Origin of the sequence: Bradyrhizobium quebecense (assembly GCF_013373795.3) — a bacterium.
Classification (GTDB): Bacteria; Pseudomonadota; Alphaproteobacteria; order Rhizobiales; family Xanthobacteraceae; genus Bradyrhizobium; species Bradyrhizobium quebecense.
The window spans coordinates 2,479,957-2,505,715 of record NZ_CP088022.1 but is presented as its reverse complement, the minus strand read 5'-3'; the positions used below and the strand labels follow the sequence as shown (position 1 = coordinate 2,505,715).

The following is a 25,759-nucleotide window of genomic DNA, read 5'->3' as shown; positions in this document are numbered from 1 at the left end:
GAACGGATTGAGCGTTGCCGGCGGGGCGGATATCGCGCTCCGCCGGTCTCTTCCGTGGCCTAACAGCCGCGGCAGATGCTCTTGATCTTCTTGTCGAGCGCAGCGTCTTCCTTGTTCGCGGTGTTGTTCGGATCGCTGATATTCTTTTCATTGGGAACGTCGCCGCGGCGTGGCTGACGATGTCCGACCGGCGCCTCCGGCAGCGGCGCGTTCTTCTGCATGGAGGACGATCCGCCCTGTTGCTGCGCCCATGCCTGGGACGTTCCAACCTGGGGCGCTCCAACCATCATCAGAGCCATCAACAAAACAGTCTTCCGCATCTCGCGTCTCCGCTTCTCAACCCTATTGCGCCCGTTTCGGCACCTCGACGGTAGCACAATTGCGTCGCCCCTGCGCTGCGCAATCCTGAACCTTCCGTATATCGGCCATCGTGCCAAGGAGCCAGATTCCCGCGGCGACCAGCACCACAAAGAAGCCGAACATCACAGCATTTTCGACGCCGCGGCTGCCCTCGTCCTCGGGCGGCTCCTGCCGTCCGTCCCCCCGCGGCGCTCATCGCAGGCTCACGGCTGCGGCGGGTAAAGATGAACGTCACCGCAATAATCGACGATACGGTACCGCCGCTCCACCGAATCCTCCCCTTCGCGGGAAGCCGGCTGCGACAAATAGGTCGGGCCGATCGGCGCCTTGCCGTAGCCCCCGGGGATGTCGAGCACATAATCAGGCTGGCACAGTCCGGAGACGCGCCCGCGCAACGCCCGCATCAATTCCTGCCCGGCTTCGATCGTGGTGCGCAAATGCGCGGTGCCGGGTGCAAGGTCGCCGTGGTGCAGATAATAGGGCTTGATCCGGCACTCGACGAAGGCGCGCATCAGCGCCGCGAGCGTCGCGGCATCGTCATTGACGCCGCGCAGCAGGACGGACTGGCTGACCAATGGGATGCCGGCGTCGGCAAGGCGCGCGCACGCGGCGCGGGCATTGGCGCCCAGCTCGCGCGGATGGTTGGCGTGGATTGCGATCCAGGTCGTCGCCCCGTCGACCCGCAGCGCCGCGACCATGTCGGAATTGATCCGTTCGGGATCGGCGATGGGAACGCGGCTGTGAAGGCGGACGATCTTCACATGATCGATGCCAGCGAGATCGGCCATGATCTCGGACAGCCTGCGCGACGACAGCATCAAGGGATCGCCGCCGGTCAGGATGACTTCCCAGACTTCTTGATGGGTACGGATGTACTCCAGTGCCCCGCGGTAGGCATCGTCGGACACGGCCGAGGCCTTGCCCGGCCCGACCATTTCGCGCCGGAAACAGAACCGGCAATAGACCGCGCAGACATGGACGAGCTTGAACAACACCCGGTCCGGATAGCGATGCACGATGCCGGCGACCGGCGAATGCGCATCGTCGCCGATCGGATCGGCGCTCTCGCCCGGCTGCTCGACGAGCTCGTCGGCGCTCGGGATGAACTGCCGCGCGATCGGGTCGTTAGCGTCGGCCGGATCAATGAGCGCCGTGAGCTCCGGCGTCACCGCTACCGCGTAGCGCGCAGCCACCTGTTCGAGCTCGGCAAGGGCTGCGACCGGCACGAGGCCGGCATCGGCCAGCTCGCGCGGCTGGCGCAGCGTTGCCGCCAGTTTCGGATCGATCCTGTTCATGGCTCTCCTGCAGGCGGCGTCCAGACCACCTGGTCAATTCGTGGCGCGCCGCTCGCCAGCATCACCAGCCGATCGAAGCCGAGCGCGACGCCGCTCGCCTCGGGCATCTGGCCGACGGCGGCAAGGAAATCGTCGTCGAGCGGATAGCGCTCGCCGTAACGGCGGGCCTTCTCGTCCATGGCTGCGTTGAAACGATGGCGCTGCTCGGCTGCGTCGGTCAACTCGCCAAAGCCGTTGGCGAGCTCGACCCCGCAGGCATAGACCTCGAAGCGCTCGGCGACACGAGGCTCGCCTGCTTTGGTGCGTGCCAGCGCGGCCTCCGGCGACGGGTACTCGAACAGCACCGTCAGGCGGCCCTGTCCGAGATTGGGCTCGACATGTTCGACCAGCACCTTGCTGAGAATGTCCGACCAGGTGTCGTCGTCGGCGATCCGCACCCGCTCGCGCGCGGCTAACGCCAGCGCCTCGCGATTGCCCTCGCCGCCCGAAATCGTCGCCAGCAGGTCGATGCCGGCGAAGCGCTCGAAACCTGCGGCAACCGTCAGCAGCTCCGGCTCGGCCGAGGGATCGGCGATCCTGCCGCGGAAGGAAAACCGCCCGATCCCGGTCGCCTGCGCGGCATGGGCGATGACGACGATCGTGTCTGCCATGATGGCGTCGTATCCGGCATTGGCGCGGTACCATTCCAGCATGGTGAATTCGGGCAGATGGAGGTCGCCGCGCTCGCGATCGCGGAACACCCGCGCGAACTCATAGATCCTGGGCTCGCCGGCCGCGAGCAGCTTCTTGCAGGCGAACTCGGGCGAGGTGCGCAGATAGCGTGGCGCAGCTGAGCCATCGGCTTGCCTGAGTTCGGTACGGGGGGCGTGCAGATGCGTCTCGTTGCCAGGCGAGATCTGCAGGATGGCGGTCTCGACCTCGGCAAAGCCCTGCTCCTCGAACCACGCCCGGAGCGCCCGCGTGATCGCGGTCCGCGCCTGCAGGAATGGCCTGCGATCAGCGTAGCGTGACGGCGTCCACCAGGGCGACGGCTGGTCATGGCCTGTCATCGGCCGGCCGATCCAACGGTTACGGATTCAACATCAACAAGCCACCGCCCTGATTTAAGAGCCGGGCGCAAATCCTTGATTCCATACAAATACATGGTCGACACGACCTTGATCGCAGCGGAACGCGGCGAAGCGAATCCCTTCTTGTCGAAAGATGCCGGCATTGTCCATGCGTTGCCACGGCTGAACCTGACGCCGGCTCACGCGTCCGATCGTCAATTCCGCGGAAGCGGGATGTGGCCACGGTCGGCTGGTTGCTGCCTCTACGACCTGAAGACGGGCACATTCTCGGTTCCCGCAAGCCTCGCCGAATATAACGAGAAGGCCCGAAAAATCCCCGGCAAGGACCCTCATCAGCGGCGCCCCGAAGGCTGTTGCCGGCGGTTGGCAAACTGCCGAATTCGGCCGCAAAAGACTGGCATCTCAGGGACAAATCAGTATTTTCCGCCGACCGCCCTAAACCATTGATGTATTTCGATTTTGTTCAAAGAACAGATGTGAACGAACGTGAACAAATGCGGAAAAATGACCGATAGGCTTACCGTAGACTTACCCACCGTAAACGAGCGCCATTGTGACCAGGACACGCGCGCGTTAATTGACAATCGCGGTGCTAAGCATACCGTGACTGCGCGCAACCGCCGCTCAAGGTCCGAAGACCAAGAGCGACGGCGCGGGGAGCCACCCAGCGTAGTTAAAGCCGTCCTCGTCCAACCGGGGGCGGCTTTTCGCTGGGAACACTGATTCGGCGAACTCGCAGCCGAACAGTGGTGCAAGGGTGTGGCTGTCCTGCCTTAAGCGCAAGCAAAAAACTCGTAACCGACGTATTGGAAATACGCTTAACACGAAGCCGTGACTGCGTTTCGCGGCGGCTTACATTCGCAAGATGACCGACCAGCTACTTTTGCGCAAAACCGTTATCGGCGGCGAGACCGCGCCGGACGACTACGTGGTGATTTGGGACGGCATCCGCATAGGCCGCATCCATAGGCAGATCGGCTTGCCAGCCGGGCGCCAGGCCGTGGCGTGGGGCGTCTCCTTCCCGGGCAAACCGCAACACCCATCGCACCGCGGCCTTTGCCGCGACGTCGAAGAATGCAAGCAAATGGTGAAGCTCGTTTGGGGCGCGATCCGCCCCACCCTCACCGAGGGCGATATACGAGAGGCCCGCGAATGGCAGGAGCGCGGCGAGAACCGCCCTTGGAACCGCCCGACGCACTGGCAGGATTGACGGCAGCAATCCTGTCATTTGAATGCGATTTAGGTCGGCTATTTCTTAGGTGGGACGGGCGGCTTCACACTTGAACCACCACTGGGCGGATTGCTCGGCGCCGACTGAGTCGGAGCTACATGGCCATTTTGAACGACCTTCACCGGGTAGCCCTTTGAGAGAACCTGCGGAGCCGATGACGAATTTCCGGTTGCGGGCTTATACCCATCCATCGCAAAGGTCTTGGTTACTTTAGGGGGCTCGCTCACTCGCTTGTCTCCTCTTGGATGAACTCAATGGACCGGATCTCGCCTGCGGCTATAAATATGCTTCTTTGTGTCGGACGCCATGGTCCTTCGTCCGGGATTTCGAATATTTGCGATATGTACAGATCGCGTTCCTTGGGATCGGATGAGGCAAAAGACTGAGTACCGGTGGCGCTCACGCCCCAATAGCCCGCGCATTGACTTCCATCTTTAAGCGTCACCAGGACGAAACATGGACGCACGCGATGAAATATCCAATCCCACGATCGAGCAGTCGGGTGCACCAAACTTAGGCCGAGGGAGGTGTAGAGGTACTCTCCAAGCTCCTTTTGAGTCCATATGCCGCTAACAAATCCCAGGATTGCCGGTCCGACGAGCAGAACAACGGCCCAAACTAGAACTCGAATCCAGCCCGATGCGGTTTGTGGGACCGTGAAGATTATCCAACCGAAGATCGCAAGATTCAGAGCGCTAAACGTTATGAAAGCCAAGATCTGCTCTGTCCCGAGACGGTCTTGGCCTGCGACGAACTGATTGCGGAACGTCAAAAAAATATAGCCGGGAACGAGGAAAAATATCGCAACGTATACGGCTTCCAGGCTCGCCACCACGTCGTCACCTCCAGCGAATCAACGCGGAATAGTGACACACCTTGGAAACTTGCCGCCCTTACGGCGGAGGATCTCGGCGTTAATGCACAACTAGACAACTCAATCAGCCACGGACGCCTCACCCGATCCGGTACCTAGCTGAAATTCGGCCTCATCCTGCCACGTCTGTGGTATTACTGGGCCGATTGGCAATCCTTGGACCGGTCCCCATTTTTGGCCATGCCGATGAAGCGAACGCCGATCGAGATCCCGCCGAAGGTCGCGCGCCGGTTCGCCGCCCATCTCCAGGCCTACCATGCCGAGCAGGACGCCAACCGCCGCGATGAGATCGCGGCCGAAGCCCGGCACATGCTGCTTGAGCACATACCGGCCGGTTCGAAACTCAGGGTGAGCGAGGTCAAAGAGCTGTTCGAACTCATGCGAGGTGAGCCATGAAGGCGGTTTGGGTCTATGTGAACACAAGCGCCCAGGTCGGCGACGTCGACCACCTCGAGATCTTCGCCAGTGAGGAAGCGGCGAACAATTGGCTCGCCGAGCATGATCCCGAAGGCGTCGCCTTCCGCTACGAGGTCAAGGAATAAGGCGGCCGCAATTCATCCTAAGCGCGATGTTTCTCCTGGCCGCTGGCGCCCTCGTTGGGTGCTGCTTCAATGACCGCCCGGCGCGGAAATCGTTGACGGCGCCGCGGCGCTCGCCTTGAAGCCGGTCCAGAACACCCATACGCCGCCGCTCACGGCCGCGCCGAGCACGCCAGCAATGATCACGTTCCGAACGTGGCGCATCCCGTAGTGGATGTTACGGAGCGTCGCGAACTGGTTTTGAACGGAGATCGGGTCTTTCGTATCGAGCCCGAGCGTTAGAAACGTTTCTGAAACGGCCTCTTTCGCGGCCATCTTCGCAATCTTCTCAAGATCGGTGTGCGTCGTTGGCGGCATCACCGAGCCCCGTAGCTGCGGCGAACGCCGTCATACCAGGCGGGCACCGCGCCGAGCCGCGCTTGCAGCTCGATCGCGTACGAAGTCGTTAGCTCGAGCATCGCCCGCGCGTCCTTGTCCTTGCAGCCCGCGACGCCGCGCCAGGGGAAACGGCACTGCGTATCGAGGTACGGCACCGGCGGCGCTTTCGTGAGCTTATCGGGTGCCGGCGGCAGATCGCGCCGCACTTCCGGAGGCGGCGGTAGATCCTCGCGCGGCGCCGTCGCGCACCCTGCCAAAAGGATCAAACTTGCAACGGTCGTCAGCCTCAAGCTGTCCGATATAATCAACGTCCGCCTCATATTGTGCCCGTGCCCCTTCGGCGATTGCATCCGCGCGCGCAGCCTCATCAGCGCGTGATTTCCGTGAATTTTCCAAGTCGGCCTGCTGCGCTGCGATCGTTGCCCGCAGGCTTTTCGCCTCTTCGCGCTCATCGGAGACGCGAAAGCCGATCATGAAAAACAGGAGCGCAGCGACCAGGACGGACACCAGCCGGGCAACCGCGACGTAGGGCGCGAGCTGCGCGGAATACCGCAGCAGCGGGAAATGCCCGATGACGAAAGCCACGATGAAAACGAGCCCGTCGAGCCCGAGCGCGAAATATGACGTTGCAACATCCCAGAAGAGATCGCCGAACAAGGCTCAATCCTCCCGAAGACACCAGGGCCGCTCACCCCACATCGCATCGGTGCGGCGGTTGTAGAGGCCCTGCAGGAATTTGCCGTTTGCGGTGACGTACTTCACCATTGCGTCGCAGGCCTCTTTCACCCGGCCGGCGTTCAAATCGCGCGCGATCGACGTCCCGCAGATCTTGCCCGGCCCGAGATTGACGGCAAACGAGGCGATAGCCGCCTGACGGTGCGGCGGCATGGTCGGCAGCGACGGGACGCAAACCACCACCTTGTCGGCGTAGCGCTCCGCGACGTGCGAAAGCTCTTCCTGGCATTGCTCCTTGGTGAACTTCATGCCCACCTTGAGCCAAGGCCAATCGTAGTTCGTGATACCGCCGCAGACCGTGACGACGCCGGGCGGATCGAACGGCAGGTGAACCGCCGTCAGGTTCATGCCCTCCCAATGCGACACCAGCACGCCGGCGAGCACGGCGCCGGCGGCTGACAGTCCGACATGCTTTCGCGTAACGGCCATCACTGAGCCCCCGGGCGCTTGAGGTAAACCGCAACGCCGTTTGCGACCGACAGCAGGACGCCGCCGACGATGTAGGTTCCGGACGGAAGGGCGTCGGAAAGGTGCGGCCAGATCAGCAGGAGGCCGCCCACGGCGCTCCAGAACACGGCCTGTTCAATCGCGATGCGCCGACCATGCCGGCGGCGATATGCGTTGATGTTGCTGACCAGCTTCACATGGCACCCCTTTCCGAACGAGGAATTCCCGATCGGAAAAGGGCTACCGCGGCGCAGTTAGTGGATGTTTTTACTGGGCGGTCTGGACCGCCCGATACTCAGCGTCGGCGACGGGCGCCGTGGCGGGACGGGAAGCAAATTGAACGGCATACCCGACGAAGAATAGAAGGGCCCCGTCACGACTGATGCGGCCGTACGCCATCGAAATGGCAAGCTCGAACAAAAGCCCGGTCAATACAAACGGCGAGCGCACCGCCAGACTGCCAAAAATCAGCACGGCGAAAGCCGCGCCGCCTACCCAGCCGAACTCAATGACAGCCTGCAGGATCGAATTGTGGACTTCCGTAGCCTGCACGCAAGAATGGCTCATAAAAGCGTCCAAGCCGCGGCCAAACCATCCAGAAGATGGCAGCAGCCCGAACGCATCAACGTAGAGCTGCTTGCGAATTCCAATTGAGCTATCGCCATCACAGCCGGCAGCGCCCACCAGTTGTTGAAGGTATGCTAATGTGGTGTGCCAACGGACGACGAGCCCGAGTATCGCAAACGCAAGAAGCACGGCCCCGCAGAACATCACAGGGCGTGAAATTTTCGATGATCGGCCGAGAACAATAGCGACCGTCATTGCCACAAAGGCAAATCGCACCTGCGAGGCCGCAAAGATCATGAGCGAGATCGAACACAGCCCAAGTATGATTACCGCCTCAGCTCGGCTTAGCCTTCCGTTTATGGCTGCAAACAACAAGAATGCTGCGCATGTCATGAACTGAACGGGCGCAGCGTCGAATTTGTCGAACAGGAGCGGCTTCCCATGGCGGTCGTTCCACTGCACAATCAGCGCGTTCGCGACTAAGATGCTTCCGACCACCAGGACCAGCAACAAGGGCGCACGGAACCAACGATCGGGGGTTTCCAGTGGAAATGTTCGCCCGGCCACGTAAGCCCCAAGGGAGAGGCCGAGCAGAACGTACTCTTTCAGAGGCGCCGTTAACCCGTTACCCCAGGTTGAGCACCCAATCGCGGCTGCAAAAACAAGGAACGCGAGATCCGCCGGGAGCAGCGTCAACCCGCGCCAATTGCCGCTCATCAGCAGCAAAGCCAACGCCCCGATCATATAGACGGCTGAGACCCCGGAACCTGCCCCAAAACCATGAGCTAGCACCAAGATCGGCAACTGCCCCAGAAACAGAGCGAGAAAAATCCAATTCAACCGCGACATTTCAAAACTTGACCGCAATATTCCGAAACTCAACTAAAGGTTTAAGTTCGGCCAAGTCAATCGCTTCTTTGGTTGATAGGTGTCCTAGATAATCCTGATGATGTAGTTGCAGACGATCGACGGCTGGACGTTCAGATGCGAGCTGCCGCCGGTATTATTCGACGTCACCGCTACAGCGCCCGGAGCGAGGTTGCCACTTGCCGCGACTTGGCTAAGCGCGCCCCCCGAGCCCGGGTCTGCGGCCGTAACCTGCGTCCCGCCCGCTGCTGCCGACCCCTGATTGACGCCGTTCACAACCTTTTGGTTGGTGGTGACGTTAACTCCGATCGCGCTCGGGTTTACCGACGTAATCACCGGGATCTGGGTGGCAGTCAACGTAACACTTTCCAAACCACCAACGCCGCTGATACCGACCGAGTTGAACCCAGCTCCACTAATCCGGCCAGCGCCGGCATCAGCTGCAACAGAGGCGCGCCCGCGCTTGTCGGGCAAATTGAACGTGGTCGAACCATCACCTCCGCCGAAAGTCGTTCCGACCAGCGAAAAGAGCGACGCATAGGTAGTGCGAGAAACGGCCTGCCCGATCGGAAAAGCGAATGCGCTGTTCGGCGCCGAAAAGCCCCAATAGTCCATGCCAGCCGCAAGCGGAATGTTGTACGGGTTTCCCATGAACCCGCGAAGATAGAACGCCCCATCCGTGTTGTTGTAGAGGGCAACGTAGGGCGTCCCTTGGATGAGCACGCCTTGAAGCAACTCGGACCCGGGCGACGTGCGCAGCGGCTTCGCTCCGAGGGCATCGACGTTGAGGGTTACGGTTGCGCCGTTCGTCGCGTGAGGCGTGAATGCGATGGCGACGCCGTCCATGTGCGCGAAGCTATCAAAGCCCTGATAGCTCGAGACCGCGTAGGCATTCTGCGTCCCGGTAGTGATAATCGCGCCGGCCATGTCGTCGCGGTACTTCGCCGCAGCGGCCATCATGCCGCGCGTGCCGTCGTTCAGCGCCGAGGGCGCCATACCCTCTGGAAACGGGCAAGTGCTATCGGCCGTCGCATTCGCCCCTGCGGTACGGCTCCACTTCCAAAACGTCATTCCTCATCCCCTAAACGAAAACGGCGCGAGCTTTAGGCCGTAGACGTTAGGGCGTGCCGGCAAGAGATTTGTAACCTGCGGGACTGCCGTGAGCTGCGCGAGGTTCACCGCTGGCGCGGCCGATCCCGAGCCAGTGATTTGCACCGCCGGCGACGATTGAGCCGGCGCCGCCGGCGCGGCGGATGCTTGCGCGCCGGCGGGAGCGGCGGCCGGGCTCGGGCTGGCCACCGCCGGCCCAGCCATCGACATGGGCGCCGTACCCTTCCCGCCCATCTTGCGGTCTGCCCAGGCGGCAAGATCGCCGGCCGACATGTTGGCGACGAACGGATTTGCCTTGACCACCTTGGCGCCGAGCACCGCGCCGGCCGGTGTCGACGGGTCGGCGCTCAAGATCCCGACCGCCCCTTGAGGCCCGGCAAAATGCGCGAGGTATTGCGTTCCGGGCGTGACAGGAAGTCCGGCACCCTTTAGAATCCCGCCATTGTCAGCGGCGTATGCCGCCGTCATTTCGCGAGAGAGGGCCGGGTCTGTCTTGAGCGCTAGCAGTTCATCGCGTGAGCCGGTGAGGTCCGGCCGATGCTTCGCCAGCATGTCAAGCCAGGTGCCGTCGATGAATTGCCCGGGCCCTGCCGCGGAAGAATTCGGGTTTCGCGCGTTCGCGTCGCCGCCGCTTTCAACGCCAACAATCTGATTAACGAGGTCCATTTGCGCCCCAGATTACTTGCCTGCATCGCTCTTTTTGCCGTCGTCATGACCGGCGTACGGTTCGCCGCTCACGGCATTGTCGACAACTTCGGTATCATCGGCGCGTTAGCGACAATTGGCGCCATGATCTTTGCCGCGCATCTGGTCGACCAGCGTCAGCGCGAGCGCCCGTGATTGATCGCCGGTAGCGAGCCTTGAGAGAGTAGTCCCGCACCTCGCGCAAACCGCGGATCCACCGCGCGCCGCGGCTGCTCGCCGAAAAACAGCTCCGTAGCCTTGCGCGCCTGGTTCGCGTTCGCGAGCTTGCCCAAACCCTTGTCGACGCCGAGCGCCACAGCCGCGCCAGGAAGGCCGCCAGCGTTGAAGCCGAGCAGCGGCAGCAGCGACGATCGCGCACCATTCGCGATCCTTGCCAGCATCGGCGCCGTGCCCGACGGGTTCGTGGTGCCCTTGACGGGGATCATCTGCTTGTAGACGGCCGCAAGCTGTTTCATCAGCGCGCGTTCCTGGTCGGTGTAGAGCACGCCGGCGAGCTGCGAGCCCGAGCCGTTCAAGAATTCATGCAGCCGTTGCGACAGCGCTTGCGCCTCGTACTGAATTTTCCCCTCGCCGGCGTTCGTGAGCTTTTCCCACACGCCCTGACGTAGCGACGTCCAGCCTTCCGGCGAGAGCCGCTGTTTCAGCGCCGAGGCGATCAGCGGCGCGTTGACGCCGTTGCCCTTCCCGGTCGCGCCCATCAGGTCGTTGATGATCTTGTTAGCCGAGGCCGGCGGCCCGCCATCGGCGCCGCTGTAACGCCGCAGAACCGCAGCGACCGCGCCAGGTTCGGCCGGCTTTGGCGCGAGGCCGGCGAGCCGGTCGGCATAGCGGCCGAGCGAGGCGCGTTCCGCCGGCGACAGCACCGTTTGCGCGAGCAAGCGGCCTTTGCCGTCCAGGAAGGTGCGAATTCGCTCCGCGGCTACTTCCGGCTCGCCCGCGCGCAGATGCGCGAAAAGGCCCTGCTTATAGGCGCCGAATTCCGCCGAGTTGCGGCCGAAAATGCTTTCGATCCGCTGGGCAATCTGCACCGGCATTTGACCGCCCGGCGAGCTCGCCGAACCATAGGCCAGCTTGGCAACCTCGTCCGGCGTTGCGCGCGTGTCGGAGAATTTCCCCAGAATTTTTTCAACCGCCGCGCCGATCGTGTCGCCAGGACCGCGCTTTGCAAATTTCGCCTTGTAGTCCGCGAACGCGGCGCGCGCCTCTTGCTGCATCTTCAAGACCGCCGGCCCGTCGCCAGAGAACTTGCCTTCGGCGAGCATCTTTTCTACCCGCGCGTCGAATTGATCGCGGATATGCTCCAGCGCGTGGAGATCCGAGCCCGAGCCCCCGCCGAGCATGGCGCGGCGCGCGTCGCCGTACAGCGTCGAAATCTGCTTTCGGACCTGTTCGACGTCCCGCATGGTGAAGCCCGAGCCGGCCTCTTGCGGCGCCGCCGCGGCCGGCGCCCGATCGCCCGGGAAGTCCGCGGGGCGCATCGCAGCGCGCGCAGCGTCCTCTTGCTCCAGTTGGTGAAAAGCGTGCTCTACCGCGTCATCGGCGCCCATGCCCCGCTCTGACATCAATTTGACGGCGCGTTGCCTGACCTCGCCGCCCAATTCACCATGACCGGCGGCGTTTAGATCGTCCTCGAGGCCGCGCATGTGCGCGTCAAATTCGTGCTGTTCGCGCTCCGATCGCGCGACGGCCTCGCGCTTGCCGATGTGGCCCTCGAACCCGGCCGGATAGCGCTTTTGGCCGCGCATTTCCGCGTCGATCGCGTCGAGCAGATCGCTAACGGTCGACGTTCCGTTGTGGTTGCCGCTGAGATAGCCGGCCTCTTCCGCGGCCTCGCGCGCGTAATCGAGCGGCCAGCCGCCTTGCCGAACCAGCTTGCGGCGCCCGACGCCCTCGACGTTGACGGTATGACCCTCGCCGCCGATCGCCGCCAACTCAGCATCAGGCCCCAAACCGCCCTTTGACGCGATGAATTCGAGCAGGCTTTGCGCCTTTGGCGCCGCGGGAGCGGGCGCCGCCGGCGCGACCGCCGTTTTCTGCCGATCGTAGGCCGTCGCGACGTTATCGCCGAACTTCGCGCGGATGTCGGCGACGTCTTGCGCGTGCGTCGGCGAGACGCCGGGCAAATCGCGAGGCTGTCCCGGCGCCACGCCGTTCAAATGCTCATCAATGACGCGAAGCGCGTTCAGCGACTTCGGCGTGTTGGTCTGGTCGAGCGATACCGCCGCCGAGCGCAAGCCCTGTTGAACGTCGTTGCCGAAACCGCCGGCCGAGCCCGGCGCAAATTCACCCGGCGCAGCATCGACCGCCGCATATTTCCCGCGATAGTCCGCCTTTGCAGCGTCGCGCGCCGCCGCCATGCGTTCGGAGAGCACTTCGCCAGCGTCGATCGGCGAGGCCGCGCGCGACTGCCCATCAGGCGCCAGGGACCGCGCCATATCGGCGCCTTGCTGCGCCGGCGACATCGGCCCGGCGTGCACGCCAGCTGCAGCCGCTTGCTGCGCCTGTTCCTGCGCGATCAATTCGGCGGCGATCCGCTCCGCGGCCTCCTGTGGCGTAGCGCGCGCCGCGGCGCCAGTCAGATCGAGGCCGGCGGCGATTTGGTCGCTCGCCTGCCCTACCCGCTCGTCTTGAAGTTCCTTGAACGACTGCGCGCGCTGCTGGGCCGGCTCGCCGCGGCCGCCGCGAAGCAAAACCTGCTCTTCCGCCGAAAGAGCAGGATTTTGCGTGATTTGGGACTGCGACAGCGGCACATCGACGCCGCCGACATTGACGACGTTCCGAGGCGTCACCACCGCCGGGTTGAAGCGATCGGCGACCGCGGCAACCACCTTGCCGACGCCCTTCCCGACCGGGCCGGCCGCGCCGCCGATGATGCCGCCAACACCGGCCGCCGGCGCAATATCCTCGCCGCGCACCGCGGCATCAGCGCCAGAAAGAGCAGCGCCGGAAATTGCGCCATTCGTCGCCATCTGCCGCAGGGTGCCCGTAACTCCGAACGCCTTTGGAGCCATCGTGACCGCCGGCGCCATCGAGGCCAGACCGCCGGCGAGTTGGGCGGCCGTGTCAACAACCGGGTGCTCTGCCCCGAATTTCTTGTCCGCGCCGTCCTGGTCGCGCAGCGAATGCGCGTAACGCTCCCGAAACGTTTCCTCCGGGAGTTGGTCCTTTTCATCAAAGAACCGATTGAGCAGCGGCGCGAGCGCGGCGTTCGTCGCCGCATCGAGCTTGTTCAGCGCACCACCCAGGATCGGGACGCCGGTCGCGGCCGAGCGCGCGACGTTGTTGAGCGTGACGGGAGCCGCCGGCGGTTCGGCCGGCGCCGGCGCCTTCGCGCCGATCGAGGAAGCGATTTCCTCGACGGTCGCGTTTTGCTGGTCCGGCGAGAGCTTCAAGAACTCATCGCCAACCGTCACCGACTTGTCGCCGATCGTGAGAACAGCCATTTAGTTCACGCTCCAGGGAACACCGCTTGAGGTCTTGCCGCTCGCCGCCGGCGCCGCCGCAGTCGGCGGCTTGTAGCCAGGCCCGGCCGCGCGCTGCATTTGCTGGATTGCCGCGGCGCGCATCTGCGCCTTTTGCTGCACCACCGCCGGCGCGTCGCCAGGCTGCGGGAACATTTCCTTTTCGTAGCGCTCGAACTCGCTCTTGTTGATCGCCGCGCCGCTTTCCTGCCGCAGCATGGCGGTGATGAAAGCCGAGGCCGCGGTTTTGTACTTCTGATAATCGGTCGATTGCAGGTAGTTGCCGGCGAACGGGATCTCGCCCGCGATCTTTTGCCCCGCGCTCAAGCCCTGATTTTGCAGGCCACCCAAAATGCCTTCCGCCTGCTGCATGCGCGCGGCGAACGACGACGCCTTGGCCTGCGCCTCCGTGGCTTTGCCCGTCGCAGCATCCGCCGCCGTCTCGGACACCCGCTTGATGAACTCCTTGCGATTGACGCCCGGCGGGATCTGGATCGGCTTGCCGTCCGGACCGGTGACAATATCGCTCGCGCCGCCGCCCGCAGGCGCGCCGGCGATCGGCCGCAGCGTGCCGTCCACCTGGTTTTGCTGCATGAACTGCTTGCGGCCGTCGCCATCCTCGCCGACCTGGACCACGGACCACTTATCCTTGCCGTAATATTGGTCAATCAGCGCCTTCATGACAGCGGGATTACCGAGCGCGGCGCGCACTTCCGGGACCGTGGCGCCCTTGGCAATGAGCGCCTGCCCGGTCGCGTTCAGTTTGCCTTGCGCAATCGCGGTAGGGTCGGTTTCCTGCCCGGTGATCAGCGCGCCGGCGCCGCCGGCGAGCGCACCAATCGGGCCAGACGACAGATTGCCGAGGAAACCGCGCGTTGCCTTCATGAACCGATCGCCGAGGCCAGAGCCAGCACCGGCGAGCGAGAACGGCGCCGCGGCCGGCGCAGCGGGAGCAGCTGCGATCGGCGCGCGCGCAGCGGGAGCAGCTGCGATCGGCGCGCGCGCAGCGGGAGCAGCTGCCGGCGCGCCTTCCTCGTCGTCCGCCGAGGCAGCGGCGGGAGCCGGCGCACCACCCCGGAATGCCGGCATTTGGTAATTGCCGACCGGGATATAGTCATCCGGCGCGCGGTTTCGCGACGATGCATCCGTGGGAGCAGCAGCGGCGACAGGTGGCGCGGCCGGCGGCGGCGCAACGATCTGCGACGGCTTGACAACGTTCGAGCCAGGCCCGGCAAAGCTGAACGGCACGGCACCCTTGCCGAAACCATCGGCCGGCGCGGTCGGCGTCGGCTGCTGCCGCGAGAACGGATCAACAGGAGGCGTCGGCAGCGCAAACGCGGAAGGATCGACGCCGAGGCCGCCATAGGCCGCCGCATCGGTCGCGTTCGGCGCCTGTCCGGTCGCAACCGGCAGCGTGCCATAAAGCGGCGAAGGATACAGCGCACTAAAGGGCGACACGCCCGATTGCCCCGTGAGAAGGTCGAGAAGCCCCGGCATTCAGTTAGCTCCCAAAAGAAATGTTGCCCTTCGGCCAAAGCGAGCCGAGACCGCTCGCGATCGTCGCGAACTGCTGTGCACCCGACATCTGGCTTTCGGTGTTGGACGTGCCGTTTTGCGTGCCGAACTGAGCGGCGACCGGCGCGACGGCGCCAAGCAACGTCGTGAGCTGCGAGGCCGGAATTCCGAACCGCTGGGCTTCCGCCGCGAGCGTGGCGTTTGCGCCCCAGTTCTGGCTGTCGAGCGCCGTTCCGGCCGTGCCTACACCGTTGGTGAAGTTCTGATTTGCCGTCGCATTGTTGGCGTTCAGAATGCCGTAGGTCGTGTTGCCGGCGCCGTAGAGCGTGTTCGCGGCGTTGAGCGCGTTGGTCGTGTCCGTGTTGTACTGTTGCGCGATCACCGGGGCGATACCCGAGGCGACGCCGCGGCCGAGCGCCTGCGCGTTGCCCGGCGAGCCGTCGCGGCCGGCCGCGGCCCATGCCCCGTTCGTCTGGTTAGTGACGTCCGTGGTGATTTGGTCGAGCTGGGCTTTCAGCGCGGGATTGTTGCCGATGTTCGCGCCACTCGCGGTCTGCCCGACGATGCCGTTTTGCAGCATCCCGAGGTTCGACTTGATCGCAGCATCGTTTTTCGTCGCGCCGCCGCCATTGAGCAGCCCGAGCGTTCCGGACGTCATCGGCGAAGCAAACGGGTTATTGTTCGCGTTCGCCTCGATCGTGTTGAGCGCGCCGGTCTGTGCCGGCGTGGCGCTACCGGCAGAGCCGGCCAGGTTGGTCAGGCCACCGAGCAGGCCCGACAGTGCGCCAGATGCGCCGCTATACGGCGACAGCGACGACGATTGGGTGGTGGTGCTGCTGCTCTTGCCGCCCATCAGAGCGCCCTTTCCATGACGATGTTCGACACGTGGTAGTTTTTCAGCACGCGCGCCCAGCCGGCGCGGCCCATCAGCCGCAGCCGTTTGGCGCCTTCCGCCCTCGCCCAATCCTCGATTTGCTCGAGCAGCGGCACCCAACGTTCCCGGTTTTCGCCGCCGAGCGCGGTAATCAGGCAGACCAAATGCCGATCGGTTCGCGTCAGGAGCGTAATCGCCGCGGCCTCGATCTTTTCGCCGTCACAGGCCAGCCAGAGCAGCCCATCCCCCTCGAGGACATCACGCGCAATGTCGGCGGTGTGGCTGAGATCGGTGCGCAGCACCGCGCGTCCAAGCATCGCCTCGACACGCGGCCAGATTTCATGGACGCGCTGCGGCGGGACGCAAATGAGATCAGCCAAGGCAGACATAAAAGAACGTGCGATCCGTTTGAGCGTTGTTGGCGTGCGAGATCGTGAAAGACTGCTTGCCGACAGTCCCCACGAACGTTCCCGACAATGCCGCCGCGGCGTTAGCAGTTCGTGGAAAGAGGAAAACCGCGCTCCCCGGCGCGCAGTTGCTCGCGGAGACCGTCGTCGACGTCGCCCCGCTGGCGAGCGTCACCGAGCCCGTCGCGTTTGAGCGCCCGTTCGCCAATTGCTGGAGCGAGATCGCGTATTTCGAAAGGTCGCGCTCGTTGGTATCGGGGAGAAAAACGGTCATCGCTTGCCCTTCGCGGCCAGGTCGACCGGCTCAACGCCGTTGATGAACGTCCAAACCGTGCCCGCGGGGATCCGGCACCGGAAGCGGCTGTAACGGGTGTCAACCAGCGTGTTGCAGATGCCCGTCACGGCATTCACCAGGCGTTCAACGCCGGCCTGCACGGCCGCTTGCAGGTTTTCGCGGCGCGACGCCGAGCCATAGACCGCCGGCGCGTCGGAGACCGGCCGAAAACCGATCTTGAGCTTTACCCGGCGCCCATCGGTCCCCTGTTCGGCGGTCTCAAGCGTCGCCTCGAGGTTCGGGCCGCGGAAAAACGATGCCTTGTGATCGGTCGAGAACGCGGCCAGCTCCGGAACTATCACCGTCGACAGGCTGTCGAAGGACTGGACGATTGCGTCCAGGTTCGACCCGATGAGCGTATCGACCGCCTCGAGCGTGATGCCAGGCTGCGCCATCTTGAAAAGAAACTCACCCGAGATTTGCAGCGGCGTGAACTTGTCCAACACCTGGTCGTAGCAAAGCGCCTTGTCGAACTGGTTCACAACGCCATTGACCGACTTGTAAGCCCAGATGACGCGCGAACTGCGCGGATCTGCGAAGCCTTGGAAGAGCTGCGGATTGGTCGCGTCGAGGTCGGTTGAAAATGTGCGGTCGACGCGCTCGCGGCCGATCGGCACAGGCACTCCGCCGGGGTCGATGCGGTGGAAACCCTTCAGCGAGTAGAAGAAGATGCTCGAGCCCGAGCGCACAAGGCTCCCGGGCCCATAGATGCCGAGCCCTTCGGAGATCTTCTGGATTTGGAACACGCGCGGATCGCCCGGCAGGTAAATCATGCGCCGGATGATGTTGTCTTGGAGGATGACACCGGTTTCGCCGCCGGCGATGCCGCGGCAAAAGCCACCATCGGCGAGGTCTTGGAGATCAGCGGAGTTGATGCCAGGCGTCCACGAATTCGGGCCGTTCACATCATTGAGGCCTGACCATTGAACCCGGTTCGGGTTTGTCAGGAGGCCGCCGAGCACCACAAACCGGCCCACGACGTCGATATAGCGCGCCTGTGGCGGATTGCCGGCGAGGTTCGCGAAGGCCGTCGAGCTGGAAATGTCGAAAACCTGCGGAACGACGTTCGCTTGAACAGCGATCACCAGGTTGTTGAACTGGACAAACTGCCAATTATCGTTGGCCGAGATCGCAGCATAGGGACCACCGGCGAGCGACACCTTGGAAAACCCATAAGTGGTGTTGTTCATCAACCAAAGATCGGACGCCGTAGCCGCGAACACGACAACGGAGCCATCCGTTTTGTAGGCGGCGAACGCGCCGCGGCACTGCGCGCCGAGCGCCTGAGAGAGCGCCGTGAGGCTCGGAAACGGTCCGTAGCCGTCGCCGCGCGGCACCACATTGAGCACGTTGCGGCCGGTCTGCGCCTCGTAGTCGCCGAGATCGGGCTTATATTCTCCGAACGGGACAACGGGCATCAGAAATCCGTCCCTTGGATCTTGCCCGTCACTGTGCGCGCCGAGGTCTCATAATCGAGCTTGCCCTTGTAGGCCGGGATTTGGAGCTGCATGCGCTGCATCCCGTCCGTGTCCTCGATGACGTTGGTGTAGAGCAGCAATTTCGCGTGCGCCCGGATGAGCTGTTCGGCGTCATTCGTCCATGCGTTGCTGTCCGTATCCGCCGAGAGCGTCGCCAGGCTGTAATGCATGTGCGGCCGGATCGTGTAGACCGCGATCGGGATCGGCCACAGCATGATTTGGCCGTCGATGTAGGTGAAAACGTTCGGCTTGCCGGGCCCCGTGTTGTTGCCCTGCAGCCACTCGAACTCGTCCGGCTCGAGCCGCTCGAGATCGAACGTCGACACCGTGTCCCGCAAGAACAGGTGGTCAATCCGGATGATGTTGGGGATTTGTGCGAGGTCGGAGCCGGTATAGGCAACCTGCCCTATGACGGTCGGAAACGTCAGTGAGCGCGTGACGTTGAAATAGAAGCGATCACTTTCGTAGTTTTTGATCGCGTCGCCGATTGCGTCCTTGATTTGGCTTCCGAGATCGTCGCGCGTCAGATCGCCCGCGATCCTGGTTTGGAGGTCCAAATAGCTCGCCATAGTCCACCGCCGGGCGCTGATAGATGACAGGAGACGGAAGCGGCGCCGGCTCGTTGAGAACCAGCGCCGCGCCCGCGTAGTGCAGCCAAACGTCCACCGATCAGAGATCGTTGTTCGGAATGTACTTGATGACGATGGTTGCCTGACCGGCGGTCGCCGCGGCGCCGGTCTGGGTGTACTGGACGAACACCGGAGTATCGGCGGCGATCGGGCCGAGCATGGCGCCGGTCGGCGGGATATTCTGGGTCAGGCCGGTAGCGCCTTCGTTCGCCGCCGCACCGCTGATGATGTCGGCATTGGCGCCCGCAGCCGAGCCCACCGTCAAGACGTTGGTGGTGGCGGCGTTGAAGGCCGTACCGACGTGAATATCCGTGCCGATGATAAGCGCACCGGCCGGGAGCGTCTGTTTCCGGACGCCGGCAGCAATGCCGACATCGTTGAAGTTCACCGCGAACCGAAGATAGTGAACCATCTGCGCGGCGTTCCTGCGGGCAGTGGTGCCCAGGGTGTTGGTCGTCATGTCGCCAAGCCTTGTTTAAGTTTCGGGAAAGGTGGTACCGCCGCGCTTAGTGCGCGACGGCGTAGGTGGTGGCGACCAGGGCCGCGAAGTCGTTGCCGTTGAAAACGCTCTTCTTGATGCCCCACACGGTCTGGGCGGAAACACCAAGCTCGCGCTCGTAATCGAACAGCTCTTCCACCCACTTGAAGTGGGAGCCCTTCGAAAACTCCTTGCCGAAGCCGACCGCAGCCGCCTGTGCACCGCAGAACACGGCCCGGCGGGTGCTGGTCTGCTGCACGCCGGCGTTGGAAATGCCCATCGGCAGTCGGTTCCATTTGTGCAGCACGACGTTGTTGTACTCGCCGAGCGCGCCGGTATAGATCGGCGACTTGGAGCCGATGCCGCCGGCAAGCGCGGCCTTCTGGATGTCGAGCCACTGACCGGCGCCGGCGTCGGTGCGCAAGTCCGTCACCTGGTAGTCGTGCAGGAACATGACGAACTTCTTCTCGCCGCCAACCATGATCGGACGGACGAGCGGCGAAGCTACGCCGGCACGCTCCACCAAGGCGTCGATGATGCCGAGCTTGAACGTCTTGGTGTTGTCGCCGTTGATGGTCGCGTCGTCAGTCGCGCCGCCGCCGCGATAGATGTTGGTCGGCGCCGTGATCGCGTTGTTGCCGGTGAACCGGGGATCCACAACCAGGGTATTGCCGGCAAGATGGTTCGCCATGCAGGTATCGAAGCGATCGGAAAACCAATCGTTGAGACCGTCCTTGCTCTCGCTGCGCAGGTTGAAGGGCACGCGCTGGGCGTCGATCGTGTTCTTGTTGCGAACGCGGACCGCATGCGCCAGCTCGTTGATCTTGAACTTGTCCGAATAGGTGGACAGCGCCTCTTCGTTGCCCTGCAGGGTCTGGCCCTCGGTGGTGCCATCGCCCTTGAGCTGGACGCGCAGGCCGATCGTCAGCTCATCGCCGGCCGACTTTTCGAAGTCGGTCTTGAGCTGGATCATGTTGGACGATGCCTCGCCCATGAACTTGCCAAAATACGTCTGCTTGAGCGCTTCGACGTTGAGCTTTTTCGCCCAAAGCTTGTTGGAAAGAGTGTCGTTGATACCATACGAGGTGGTGGACATTTCGATGCCTCAGAAAGGGGTTTCTCGGTGCTGGGTTTTGACCGCGAGCCGCCGCGATCGAGCGCAACACCGAGATTTCCCGCCTTCGGTGGAGGCGTGGCGCGATGACGGGCGCCACTCGAAAACGGATTGAGGCTCCGCGGGCCTTCTCACGCGGGCGGTATCAGCCGCCCATCAAACGCTTTGCCTTCGCCGGGTTCTTCGCGGTCCAGGCCTCGAATTCTTCCATCGGCATCGCAATCAAAGCCTCCGCAGTCATATCCGCGTCGCCTGCGTTGCCGCCGGTACTGGACAGGCTCTTGTTGGCCGCCTGCCCTCGCTCGATTGCGTCGAGCTTTTCCGCGCCCTTGCCCTTGGAGGGATCGGCCGCGGCCGCCTTGTAGCCTCGCTGCTTCGCCAGCGAATACAGCATCTCGGCCGGGCTCTTGCCCTTGGAGAACGCCATTTCCGCGATGGCCGCCTCATCAGCGATCAAAGCCTGATGCAGCGCCTCCGGAGTGTCGTACCCGATCGCCTGCAACTCGGCTGCACGCGACTGTAGGAGGAAGTCATAAGCGGTTCGATAATCCGCGTTCGACCTCTGAAACGTTTCCGCATCGTCGCGGTAACGTTTCACGAAATCGGTTTGCGCCGCTGCATCCTCCTTGGCCTTCTTGTCGGCCGCGGCCTGGTCATCAAGCCGCTTCTGCATCTGGGCGACGGTCTCGCCCACATGCTTCACCGCGCCGAAAATATCCTCCTCGGGCGTCGGAGGCGCTGCGGGCTGCTCGGTACCGGGATCGGCGCCGGCCAGCTTGAGCCGGTCGATGATCGCGAACTTTCCTTTCAGTTCGGCGAGCTGCTGCTGCGTCTCGCGAAACTGCCGGTCGATCTCCTTGCGGGCCTTCTTCTCTTCCAGGAAGGTCGCGAGCGGGACGTGATCGTTCTTCGGCGCGCCGTCGCCGGGCTTGGCCTCACCACCGGCGGGCTTTCCCTCGCCGCCTTCGCCACCGCCAGCGGCGCCGCCAGCATCGGACCCGCCGCCATCGCCGGTCGGTATTTCCTTTTCGCCGCCGCTTGAGAAAAAAGCTTCTTCGTCCGCCGAGAGTGAGGGGCCGCCACTACCTTCCGTCGTTTCGAAATCGGTCATTGGTCGCTTTCTGGCGGTGCTGCCGCCACAGAGAACACGGAAACGCCGTGCGCGCGGATCAAGCGTTAACCGCGCCTAGCAAGCGAGAAGTAACAACGCCTCTTCATCACGCCGTTTTTTCTGTGCAGCCGCAGCCGTCATTTGGGCCGCCATGCGCTCGCGCTCGACCGCGCGCATATCCACCGCCGGCGCCGGCGGCGCGACCAGCGGCCGCCCGATCGGCTGGAAACGAGGCCGCGAACGGCGGTCGATCGGAACACCGGGATTGCGCGTGATCCGCTGGAGCTGGCGCGCGCGCTCCATTTCCTCGAGGTAATGGCCGATGCCGCCTTGCTGGACGTCATAGTCAAAGCCGGTCCGGATCAGCGGCGCATCGTTGCCCGTCCAGGTGAACGCGCCCGGGTCTGCATCCTCGACCACGGGTTCATTGGCGGCGTTGCCGGTAAGCGTGAAGGCGCCAGGCGCCGCGCCAAATGACGTTCCGAACGTCGCCGCCTTGAGCGAGAGCGCAAAGGCGCCCGGCGCCGCGGTTTCCGTGATCTTGCCACCCGCGGCAACGCCGGCCAGCACATAGCCGCCGACCGTGACGGCCTCTGACAGCTTGAACGTGGCGGCGACCCCGACGAGCGCGAAGCTGCCAGTTGCCGCCGGCAGGCTGATGTTGACCGGGCTGGCCTGCCTGACTTGCCCGAGGGCGAGGCGCCCTACCGCGTCGAAGCCGAGAAGGGACATGCTTTATCCCTTAGAGAACTGTGCCCATGATCCACGTCCAAGTGGTATTACCCTTGAACGTAGCCGTTCCGGACGTCGTGTTCACCTGACAGAAAAGCTCGTAATAGTCGGTGCCGTTGGCGCTATCCGTCATGCTGATCGATCCAACGCCATCGTTGGCCAAACCCGTGTCTATGAAACCGCCCCTGAACGCGACCCCATTCTTGTAGATAACGGCCGTGATTGGCGTTCCTGCCGGCCACGTTCCCGTCACCCAGACCGACGCATCGATGAGAACTATGCCTGCTGGCGGCGTCCACCTGCTATTGGTGACGGCATCAAACGTGTTGTCGACGTCGTAGAGCTTGGTGCCGAACGTGACCTTGGTGTAGGTTCCTGATGCAACACCAGTTTGGTCGGTGCCGTTCTTGTGGGCTGAAAATGCCCCTGCTGAAAGGTTTGACCGCGCCTTAGCCTTCTGCGCCACCGTTAGCGACATCGCGGCATTGAACAAAAGCAAATCCTCGGCGAGCGCGACAACCGCGACTTGCGGCGCGGCCGAGAAGTTGATTTTCGCGGTCGTTCCTGCGGAGTTGAAAAGCACCGTCGTTCGAGACAGCACGCCGGTTCCAGTGTTGTAGGCACCGAAACCAACCTCCCATTGCGAAAGGTCCGCGCTCTCGGCCCGGTAGCTGTAGATCGCACCATTGACCGCGCCCGCAGCCGCCGGCGACTGATAGCCGGTGACCGGGGTCGAATAGGTCCAATCCGTAGTACCGCCCGCGGTCGGATTGAAACGGCAGACGTCGAGAAATGAGCTTGCCATCAGGTGAGCGTCAGCGCGCCGTTAGTGGTGTCGAGCTGAACGGTGAAGCTGTTGCCGTTGGTCAAGTTGACCTCCGCGCCATAGTCCCACCATCCGATCAGGTTTCCGTTGACCGGCGTGGAGTTGTAGAGTGCGGCATACCGGAACTGCGCGATGTTTCCGCCGGCCGCGGTGAACAGGACCGGCTGCAAGACGAGCTTCCAGACGCCGGCCGCCTGCGTCCAAGACGTGAAGGACGCCGCGCCGCCGCCGGCGGTGTAGCCATTCCCCGCTGCGATTTCCGTCAGGTTGGCTTTGACCGTGTTCGTTGCGACCGGCGCAACGTCGGTAAGCAGGATCTTGAGCGCGTCGGCAGTCAGGTTGTGCACCTTGCTGCCGAGATCGCCCATGAAAACGTTGAACTTGTTGAAAGCGGCCATTTAGTTGGTCCCTACGGGTGCGATGCCGACGATTTCGCCGGTCTGCGGATCGCGGATCAGCTTTTTCGGCGTGTTGAGCGCGGTAGCGAGCGTGTTCATGTCGCGCCGCATTTCCTGCATGAAGGCCATGATCAGCGCTGCGGTCTCACCGCCGCCCGAGCCGGGCACCGGCTGGCCGGTCGCTGGGTCGACCGTGGGAGGCGCGGTCAAAGCCTTGAGCATGGCGCTATGCTGCGCCTCCTGCGCGGCGAGCTGCATCTTTGCCGCGCTTTCCTGCTGCATGGTCTGGACTTTGGCGTCCGAGGCGGCCTTGTCGTTGGCGATTTTCGCCTGCGCCTTGTCGTTCTCAAGCTTCAATTCCGCGTCGCGCTTCTGTTGCTCCGGATCGGGCTGCTGCTGGGACTGCTGGATGCTGTCCGAGATCGCCTTTTGCGCCGAGGTCGGCAGCGGCGAATACTTGAGCAGCGCGAGCCAGGTTGCCGGCGGCAGCATCTTGCCGATGACGGGCAACAGCTGTTGCAGCATCGACCAGGTCGCCTCTTTCTGGTTCGCCGACGTCGGGCTTTCGTCAACGATGACGTCATACTGCGACGCGCCGGTAGTCGCCTGTTGCTTGACGAGCGGCACATATTGCGCGTTTTCCTCGCCCTCGATCTTGATAAGGCGGCCGTCCGAAAGGTAATGCTCGATCAGGTACAGCATCAGCCGGCCCTGTGACTTGCGGTACCGGCGCAGGCTGTCAAACAGCGGTTGCAAGATGGTCAGTGCGGATTGCTTGCGCTGGAGATCGAGACTGGCCGCCTGCCCGGCAGCGCTCTGCATGCCGAGAATTTCGACGTTGACGCCCGAGACGTCGCGGAGCGAGGTGACGGCATACTGCATCAGTTCGAACGACGATTGCGGGAACTGAGACGTCGGTTTTTGAACGAATTTCGGGCTCGATCCGAGCGCGCCAGGCTTGAGGAACGTCACCGTGTCCTGTTTCGCCCAGGACGCCTCACCGTCCGCGTCGTTGTCGAAGAACTGGCCGCGCTCGACCGCCACGCCGCCCTTTGCGGTCGTATTCATGATGTGCATGGTCTGCGACATCCACTTGTTCGACCAGCGCGCCGGATCCTTCATGGCGCGGACCAGGCCGAAGAACGTGTTTTTGTTTCGGTCCCGCTTGCCGGTCATGCACTGGAACGAGAAATGGCCTTCGCAGGGCGCGTCGCCGATCTCGAGCAGCACCGAGCCAAGATAGGCCTGCCGGTAGACCTTCCGCGTCGACTTGGTGAAGCGCAGCGAGCCGCCGGCGAGCTTCGCCTTGGCGCTCAAATCCTCAAACTCGTCCTTATCCAGCGTCAGGATCTTCTCGCCGGTCGGGTCGGTCGGATCCAACACCAGATAGACCGGGACGCGCTCCCACCACTGCGCGCGCACCATCGTCACGCCGTCGCCGCTATCCTCGCCGTCGCCGGTGCTGTCCTTGTTATAGAACCGATTGTCGTTTTCGTGCGGCTTGCCCTCGTCCTTGGCGCCGACGTCATCGATCCATGAAGCGTTGTAATCCGCGTCCTCGAACGGCCGATCGGGATCGCCCGGGCAAAGCGCCCTCGCCTCATCCAGCGGCACACCGCGGCGGATGTGGAAAACCCGACGCATGTCGCGCAGGTTTCGCTTGGACGCGCCGCTATCCCACACCATTTCGAGCGGGTCGCGCCGCTCAATCTTGGGATCGCCCTCGGGATTGTCCTCATAGTCGAGGAGGGTTTCGGTCCAGCCCATGCCGCAAACAACCATGTCGCGGAAGGCGTCGCTTTCCTCGTCCTCAGCGTCGCACTGTTGCCGGAACCACTTCGCCGCCGACGTCAGCAGCTCGTTGACCTGTACATCACCCTCGGTGCGCGGCAGGAACTGGACTTCCTGCCTGTTGCCGACCTCTTGGCCGGCGACGCTATCGACCACGGGCCCAACGCGGTTGAAAATGACGATCGGGCGCTTTGCATCCTGCAGAATCGCCTTGTCATCTTCCGTTAGCTGCTCGCCGGCCTCAAAGTCGAAATCCTCGCGGGCCGCCGTGCGCCAGGCCGTTTGGCCCTTGCTGTTGAAGTCGGTTTTGCACCACTTTTGGAGCTTGGAGAAGATGCCGTCAGCATCGGTCGGCGCCTCCCGCTCGTCCTTTTCGCCCGGCCCGTAGCCGCCCGCGTCGTTCAGCATCAAAGTTCATCCGTCCGGATTGAAT

31 protein-coding genes are annotated in these 25,759 nt (G+C 63.4%); 5 read left to right on the top strand and 26 right to left on the bottom strand.

The window, feature by feature from the left end:
- Nucleotides 1-59 precede the first annotated feature (59 nt).
- The 3 genes from HU230_RS11835 to epmA form a co-directional block, all read right to left on the bottom strand.
- Nucleotides 60-320 (bottom strand): hypothetical protein, encoded by a 261-nt coding sequence (locus HU230_RS11835; protein ID WP_176531513.1) that lies wholly within the window; start codon nt 318-320, stop codon nt 60-62.
- A 243-nt stretch (nt 321-563) separates the two neighbouring features.
- Nucleotides 564-1,655: a lysine-2,3-aminomutase-like protein gene (locus HU230_RS11830; RefSeq protein WP_176531514.1), complete on the bottom strand. Its 1,092-nt coding sequence runs from the start codon at nt 1,653-1,655 to the stop codon at nt 564-566.
- A complete protein-coding gene (epmA, locus tag HU230_RS11825; RefSeq protein ID WP_176531515.1) occupies nt 1,652-2,704 on the bottom strand; it encodes an EF-P lysine aminoacylase EpmA in 1,053 nt (350 codons plus the stop codon). Before epmA ends, HU230_RS11830 begins: the two co-directional genes overlap by 4 nt.
- A 93-nt stretch (nt 2,705-2,797) precedes the next feature.
- Between epmA and HU230_RS11820 the strand changes: the two genes are divergently transcribed.
- Together HU230_RS11820 and HU230_RS11815 are read left to right on the top strand one after the other, a co-directional pair.
- Complete coding sequence (locus tag HU230_RS11820) at nt 2,798-3,172, top strand: hypothetical protein (RefSeq protein ID WP_176531516.1); 375 nt, start codon at nt 2,798-2,800, stop codon at nt 3,170-3,172.
- A gap of 418 nt (nt 3,173-3,590) precedes the next feature.
- Complete coding sequence (locus HU230_RS11815) at nt 3,591-3,935, top strand: hypothetical protein (protein WP_176531517.1); 345 nt, start codon at nt 3,591-3,593, stop codon at nt 3,933-3,935.
- A gap of 244 nt (nt 3,936-4,179) precedes the next feature.
- Here HU230_RS11815 and HU230_RS11810 read toward each other — a convergent pair whose 3' ends face one another.
- Nucleotides 4,180-4,791, bottom strand: coding sequence for a DUF6338 family protein (locus tag HU230_RS11810; RefSeq protein WP_176531518.1), 612 nt, complete (start codon nt 4,789-4,791; stop codon nt 4,180-4,182).
- A 213-nt stretch (nt 4,792-5,004) separates the two neighbouring features.
- Here HU230_RS11810 and HU230_RS11805 point away from each other — a divergent pair, with 213 nt between their 5' ends.
- Both HU230_RS11805 and HU230_RS11800 read left to right on the top strand, forming a co-directional pair.
- Entirely contained in the window at nt 5,005-5,226 is a 222-nt protein-coding gene (locus HU230_RS11805) for a hypothetical protein (RefSeq protein WP_234633865.1), read from the top strand.
- The gene (locus tag HU230_RS11800) at nt 5,223-5,372 is read left to right on the top strand and encodes a hypothetical protein (protein ID WP_176531520.1); all 150 of its coding nucleotides are present in this window, start codon (nt 5,223-5,225) and stop codon (nt 5,370-5,372) included. The genes HU230_RS11805 and HU230_RS11800 overlap by 4 nt, the downstream gene beginning before the upstream one ends.
- A gap of 66 nt (nt 5,373-5,438) precedes the next feature.
- Here the strand turns inward: HU230_RS11800 and HU230_RS11795 are convergent, their stop codons facing one another.
- From HU230_RS11795 to HU230_RS11760, 8 genes are all read right to left on the bottom strand, one after another.
- The gene (locus HU230_RS11795) at nt 5,439-5,684 is read right to left on the bottom strand and encodes a hypothetical protein (protein ID WP_224943211.1); all 246 of its coding nucleotides are present in this window, start codon (nt 5,682-5,684) and stop codon (nt 5,439-5,441) included.
- A 41-nt stretch (nt 5,685-5,725) separates the two neighbouring features.
- Entirely contained in the window at nt 5,726-5,902 is a 177-nt protein-coding gene (locus HU230_RS11790) for a hypothetical protein (protein ID WP_176531522.1), read from the bottom strand.
- A gap of 19 nt (nt 5,903-5,921) precedes the next feature.
- Nucleotides 5,922-6,404, bottom strand: coding sequence for a hypothetical protein (locus HU230_RS11785; RefSeq protein WP_176531523.1), 483 nt, complete (start codon nt 6,402-6,404; stop codon nt 5,922-5,924).
- Nucleotides 6,405-6,407: 3 nt separating this feature from the next.
- The gene (locus HU230_RS11780) at nt 6,408-6,911 is read right to left on the bottom strand and encodes a lysozyme (protein ID WP_210284239.1); all 504 of its coding nucleotides are present in this window, start codon (nt 6,909-6,911) and stop codon (nt 6,408-6,410) included.
- Nucleotides 6,911-7,126 carry a hypothetical protein gene (locus HU230_RS11775; RefSeq protein ID WP_176531525.1) on the bottom strand — a complete coding sequence of 72 codons (216 nt, stop codon included), beginning with the start codon at nt 7,124-7,126 and terminating at the stop codon, nt 6,911-6,913. The genes HU230_RS11780 and HU230_RS11775 overlap by 1 nt, the downstream gene beginning before the upstream one ends.
- A 70-nt stretch (nt 7,127-7,196) precedes the next feature.
- A complete protein-coding gene (locus HU230_RS11770) occupies nt 7,197-8,345 on the bottom strand; it encodes an O-antigen ligase family protein (RefSeq protein WP_176531526.1) in 1,149 nt (382 codons plus the stop codon).
- Between the two features lie 84 nt (nt 8,346-8,429).
- Nucleotides 8,430-9,434 carry a phage tail protein gene (locus HU230_RS11765; protein WP_176531527.1) on the bottom strand — a complete coding sequence of 335 codons (1,005 nt, stop codon included), beginning with the start codon at nt 9,432-9,434 and terminating at the stop codon, nt 8,430-8,432.
- 3 nt (nt 9,435-9,437) lie between these two features.
- Nucleotides 9,438-10,025 (bottom strand): hypothetical protein, encoded by a 588-nt coding sequence (locus HU230_RS11760; protein ID WP_176531528.1) that lies wholly within the window; start codon nt 10,023-10,025, stop codon nt 9,438-9,440.
- Here HU230_RS11760 and HU230_RS11755 point away from each other — a divergent pair.
- Nucleotides 10,011-10,313: a hypothetical protein gene (locus HU230_RS11755; protein WP_176531529.1), complete on the top strand. Its 303-nt coding sequence runs from the start codon at nt 10,011-10,013 to the stop codon at nt 10,311-10,313. The two genes, HU230_RS11760 and HU230_RS11755, sit on opposite strands and share 15 nt — an antisense overlap.
- Here HU230_RS11755 and HU230_RS11750 read toward each other — a convergent pair.
- The 14 genes from HU230_RS11750 to HU230_RS11685 form a co-directional block, all read right to left on the bottom strand.
- Nucleotides 10,295-13,621: a hypothetical protein gene (locus HU230_RS11750; protein WP_176531530.1), complete on the bottom strand. Its 3,327-nt coding sequence runs from the start codon at nt 13,619-13,621 to the stop codon at nt 10,295-10,297. The genes HU230_RS11755 and HU230_RS11750 overlap by 19 nt on opposite strands.
- The gene (locus HU230_RS11745; protein ID WP_176531531.1) at nt 13,622-15,136 is read right to left on the bottom strand and encodes a hypothetical protein; all 1,515 of its coding nucleotides are present in this window, start codon (nt 15,134-15,136) and stop codon (nt 13,622-13,624) included. It lies immediately after the preceding gene.
- Nucleotides 15,137-15,140: 4 nt separating this feature from the next.
- A complete protein-coding gene (locus HU230_RS11740) occupies nt 15,141-16,007 on the bottom strand; it encodes a tail fiber domain-containing protein (RefSeq protein WP_176531532.1) in 867 nt (288 codons plus the stop codon).
- A complete protein-coding gene (locus HU230_RS11735; protein WP_224943210.1) occupies nt 16,007-16,330 on the bottom strand; it encodes a hypothetical protein in 324 nt (107 codons plus the stop codon). Before HU230_RS11735 ends, HU230_RS11740 begins: the two co-directional genes overlap by 1 nt.
- A gap of 70 nt (nt 16,331-16,400) precedes the next feature.
- Nucleotides 16,401-16,709 (bottom strand): hypothetical protein, encoded by a 309-nt coding sequence (locus HU230_RS11730; RefSeq protein ID WP_176531534.1) that lies wholly within the window; start codon nt 16,707-16,709, stop codon nt 16,401-16,403.
- Complete coding sequence (locus HU230_RS11725) at nt 16,706-18,187, bottom strand: hypothetical protein (RefSeq protein ID WP_176531535.1); 1,482 nt, start codon at nt 18,185-18,187, stop codon at nt 16,706-16,708. Before HU230_RS11725 ends, HU230_RS11730 begins: the two co-directional genes overlap by 4 nt.
- Nucleotides 18,187-18,816 (bottom strand): phage adaptor protein, encoded by a 630-nt coding sequence (locus HU230_RS11720; RefSeq protein WP_176531536.1) that lies wholly within the window; start codon nt 18,814-18,816, stop codon nt 18,187-18,189. The genes HU230_RS11725 and HU230_RS11720 overlap by 1 nt, the downstream gene beginning before the upstream one ends.
- Nucleotides 18,817-18,916: 100 nt before the next feature.
- Complete coding sequence (locus tag HU230_RS11715; protein ID WP_176531537.1) at nt 18,917-19,336, bottom strand: hypothetical protein; 420 nt, start codon at nt 19,334-19,336, stop codon at nt 18,917-18,919.
- 46 nt (nt 19,337-19,382) lie between these two features.
- Complete coding sequence (locus HU230_RS11710) at nt 19,383-20,450, bottom strand: N4-gp56 family major capsid protein (RefSeq protein ID WP_176531538.1); 1,068 nt, start codon at nt 20,448-20,450, stop codon at nt 19,383-19,385.
- Nucleotides 20,451-20,613: 163 nt separating this feature from the next.
- Nucleotides 20,614-21,579, bottom strand: a complete 966-nt coding sequence (locus HU230_RS11705; RefSeq protein ID WP_176531539.1) for a hypothetical protein — start codon at nt 21,577-21,579, stop codon at nt 20,614-20,616.
- 75 nt (nt 21,580-21,654) lie between these two features.
- Nucleotides 21,655-22,311: a hypothetical protein gene (locus HU230_RS11700; RefSeq protein WP_176531540.1), complete on the bottom strand. Its 657-nt coding sequence runs from the start codon at nt 22,309-22,311 to the stop codon at nt 21,655-21,657.
- Between the two features lie 10 nt (nt 22,312-22,321).
- Entirely contained in the window at nt 22,322-23,116 is a 795-nt protein-coding gene (locus HU230_RS11695; RefSeq protein ID WP_176531541.1) for a hypothetical protein, read from the bottom strand.
- Nucleotides 23,116-23,535 carry a hypothetical protein gene (locus tag HU230_RS11690; protein ID WP_176531542.1) on the bottom strand — a complete coding sequence of 140 codons (420 nt, stop codon included), beginning with the start codon at nt 23,533-23,535 and terminating at the stop codon, nt 23,116-23,118. The genes HU230_RS11695 and HU230_RS11690 overlap by 1 nt, the downstream gene beginning before the upstream one ends.
- Nucleotides 23,536-25,734 carry a portal protein gene (locus HU230_RS11685; RefSeq protein ID WP_176531543.1) on the bottom strand — a complete coding sequence of 733 codons (2,199 nt, stop codon included), beginning with the start codon at nt 25,732-25,734 and terminating at the stop codon, nt 23,536-23,538.
- Nucleotides 25,735-25,759: the final 25 nt, after the last annotated feature.

What these genes read in the sequence shown, in the direction of transcription:
- HU230_RS11720 (WP_176531536.1), bottom strand. Translation starts at nt 18,816, where the DNA reads ATGGCGAGCTATTTGGACCTCCAAACCAGGATCGCGGGCGATCTGACG.
- HU230_RS11800 (WP_176531520.1), top strand. Translation starts at nt 5,223, where the DNA reads ATGAAGGCGGTTTGGGTCTATGTGAACACAAGCGCCCAGGTCGGCGAC.
- HU230_RS11705 (WP_176531539.1), bottom strand. Translation starts at nt 21,579, where the DNA reads ATGACCGATTTCGAAACGACGGAAGGTAGTGGCGGCCCCTCACTCTCG.
- HU230_RS11770 (WP_176531526.1), bottom strand. Translation starts at nt 8,345, where the DNA reads ATGTCGCGGTTGAATTGGATTTTTCTCGCTCTGTTTCTGGGGCAGTTG.
- HU230_RS11765 (WP_176531527.1), bottom strand. Translation starts at nt 9,434, where the DNA reads ATGACGTTTTGGAAGTGGAGCCGTACCGCAGGGGCGAATGCGACGGCC.
- HU230_RS11750 (WP_176531530.1), bottom strand. Translation starts at nt 13,621, where the DNA reads ATGGCTGTTCTCACGATCGGCGACAAGTCGGTGACGGTTGGCGATGAG.
- HU230_RS11715 (WP_176531537.1), bottom strand. Translation starts at nt 19,336, where the DNA reads ATGACGACCAACACCCTGGGCACCACTGCCCGCAGGAACGCCGCGCAG.
- HU230_RS11700 (WP_176531540.1), bottom strand. Translation starts at nt 22,311, where the DNA reads ATGTCCCTTCTCGGCTTCGACGCGGTAGGGCGCCTCGCCCTCGGGCAA.
- HU230_RS11760 (WP_176531528.1), bottom strand. Translation starts at nt 10,025, where the DNA reads ATGCTGGCGAAGCATCGGCCGGACCTCACCGGCTCACGCGATGAACTG.
- HU230_RS11710 (WP_176531538.1), bottom strand. Translation starts at nt 20,450, where the DNA reads ATGTCCACCACCTCGTATGGTATCAACGACACTCTTTCCAACAAGCTT.
- HU230_RS11835 (WP_176531513.1), bottom strand. Translation starts at nt 320, where the DNA reads ATGCGGAAGACTGTTTTGTTGATGGCTCTGATGATGGTTGGAGCGCCC.
- HU230_RS11815 (WP_176531517.1), top strand. Translation starts at nt 3,591, where the DNA reads ATGACCGACCAGCTACTTTTGCGCAAAACCGTTATCGGCGGCGAGACC.
- HU230_RS11830 (WP_176531514.1), bottom strand. Translation starts at nt 1,655, where the DNA reads ATGAACAGGATCGATCCGAAACTGGCGGCAACGCTGCGCCAGCCGCGC.
- HU230_RS11690 (WP_176531542.1), bottom strand. Translation starts at nt 23,535, where the DNA reads ATGGCCGCTTTCAACAAGTTCAACGTTTTCATGGGCGATCTCGGCAGC.
- epmA (WP_176531515.1), bottom strand. Translation starts at nt 2,704, where the DNA reads ATGACAGGCCATGACCAGCCGTCGCCCTGGTGGACGCCGTCACGCTAC.
- HU230_RS11730 (WP_176531534.1), bottom strand. Translation starts at nt 16,709, where the DNA reads ATGACCGTTTTTCTCCCCGATACCAACGAGCGCGACCTTTCGAAATAC.
- HU230_RS11725 (WP_176531535.1), bottom strand. Translation starts at nt 18,187, where the DNA reads ATGCCCGTTGTCCCGTTCGGAGAATATAAGCCCGATCTCGGCGACTAC.
- HU230_RS11745 (WP_176531531.1), bottom strand. Translation starts at nt 15,136, where the DNA reads ATGCCGGGGCTTCTCGACCTTCTCACGGGGCAATCGGGCGTGTCGCCC.
- HU230_RS11780 (WP_210284239.1), bottom strand. Translation starts at nt 6,911, where the DNA reads ATGGCCGTTACGCGAAAGCATGTCGGACTGTCAGCCGCCGGCGCCGTG.
- HU230_RS11820 (WP_176531516.1), top strand. Translation starts at nt 2,798, where the DNA reads ATGGTCGACACGACCTTGATCGCAGCGGAACGCGGCGAAGCGAATCCC.
- HU230_RS11795 (WP_224943211.1), bottom strand. Translation starts at nt 5,684, where the DNA reads ATGGCCGCGAAAGAGGCCGTTTCAGAAACGTTTCTAACGCTCGGGCTC.
- HU230_RS11740 (WP_176531532.1), bottom strand. Translation starts at nt 16,007, where the DNA reads ATGGGCGGCAAGAGCAGCAGCACCACCACCCAATCGTCGTCGCTGTCG.
- HU230_RS11755 (WP_176531529.1), top strand. Translation starts at nt 10,011, where the DNA reads ATGCTTCGCCAGCATGTCAAGCCAGGTGCCGTCGATGAATTGCCCGGG.
- HU230_RS11685 (WP_176531543.1), bottom strand. Translation starts at nt 25,734, where the DNA reads ATGCTGAACGACGCGGGCGGCTACGGGCCGGGCGAAAAGGACGAGCGG.
- HU230_RS11695 (WP_176531541.1), bottom strand. Translation starts at nt 23,116, where the DNA reads ATGGCAAGCTCATTTCTCGACGTCTGCCGTTTCAATCCGACCGCGGGC.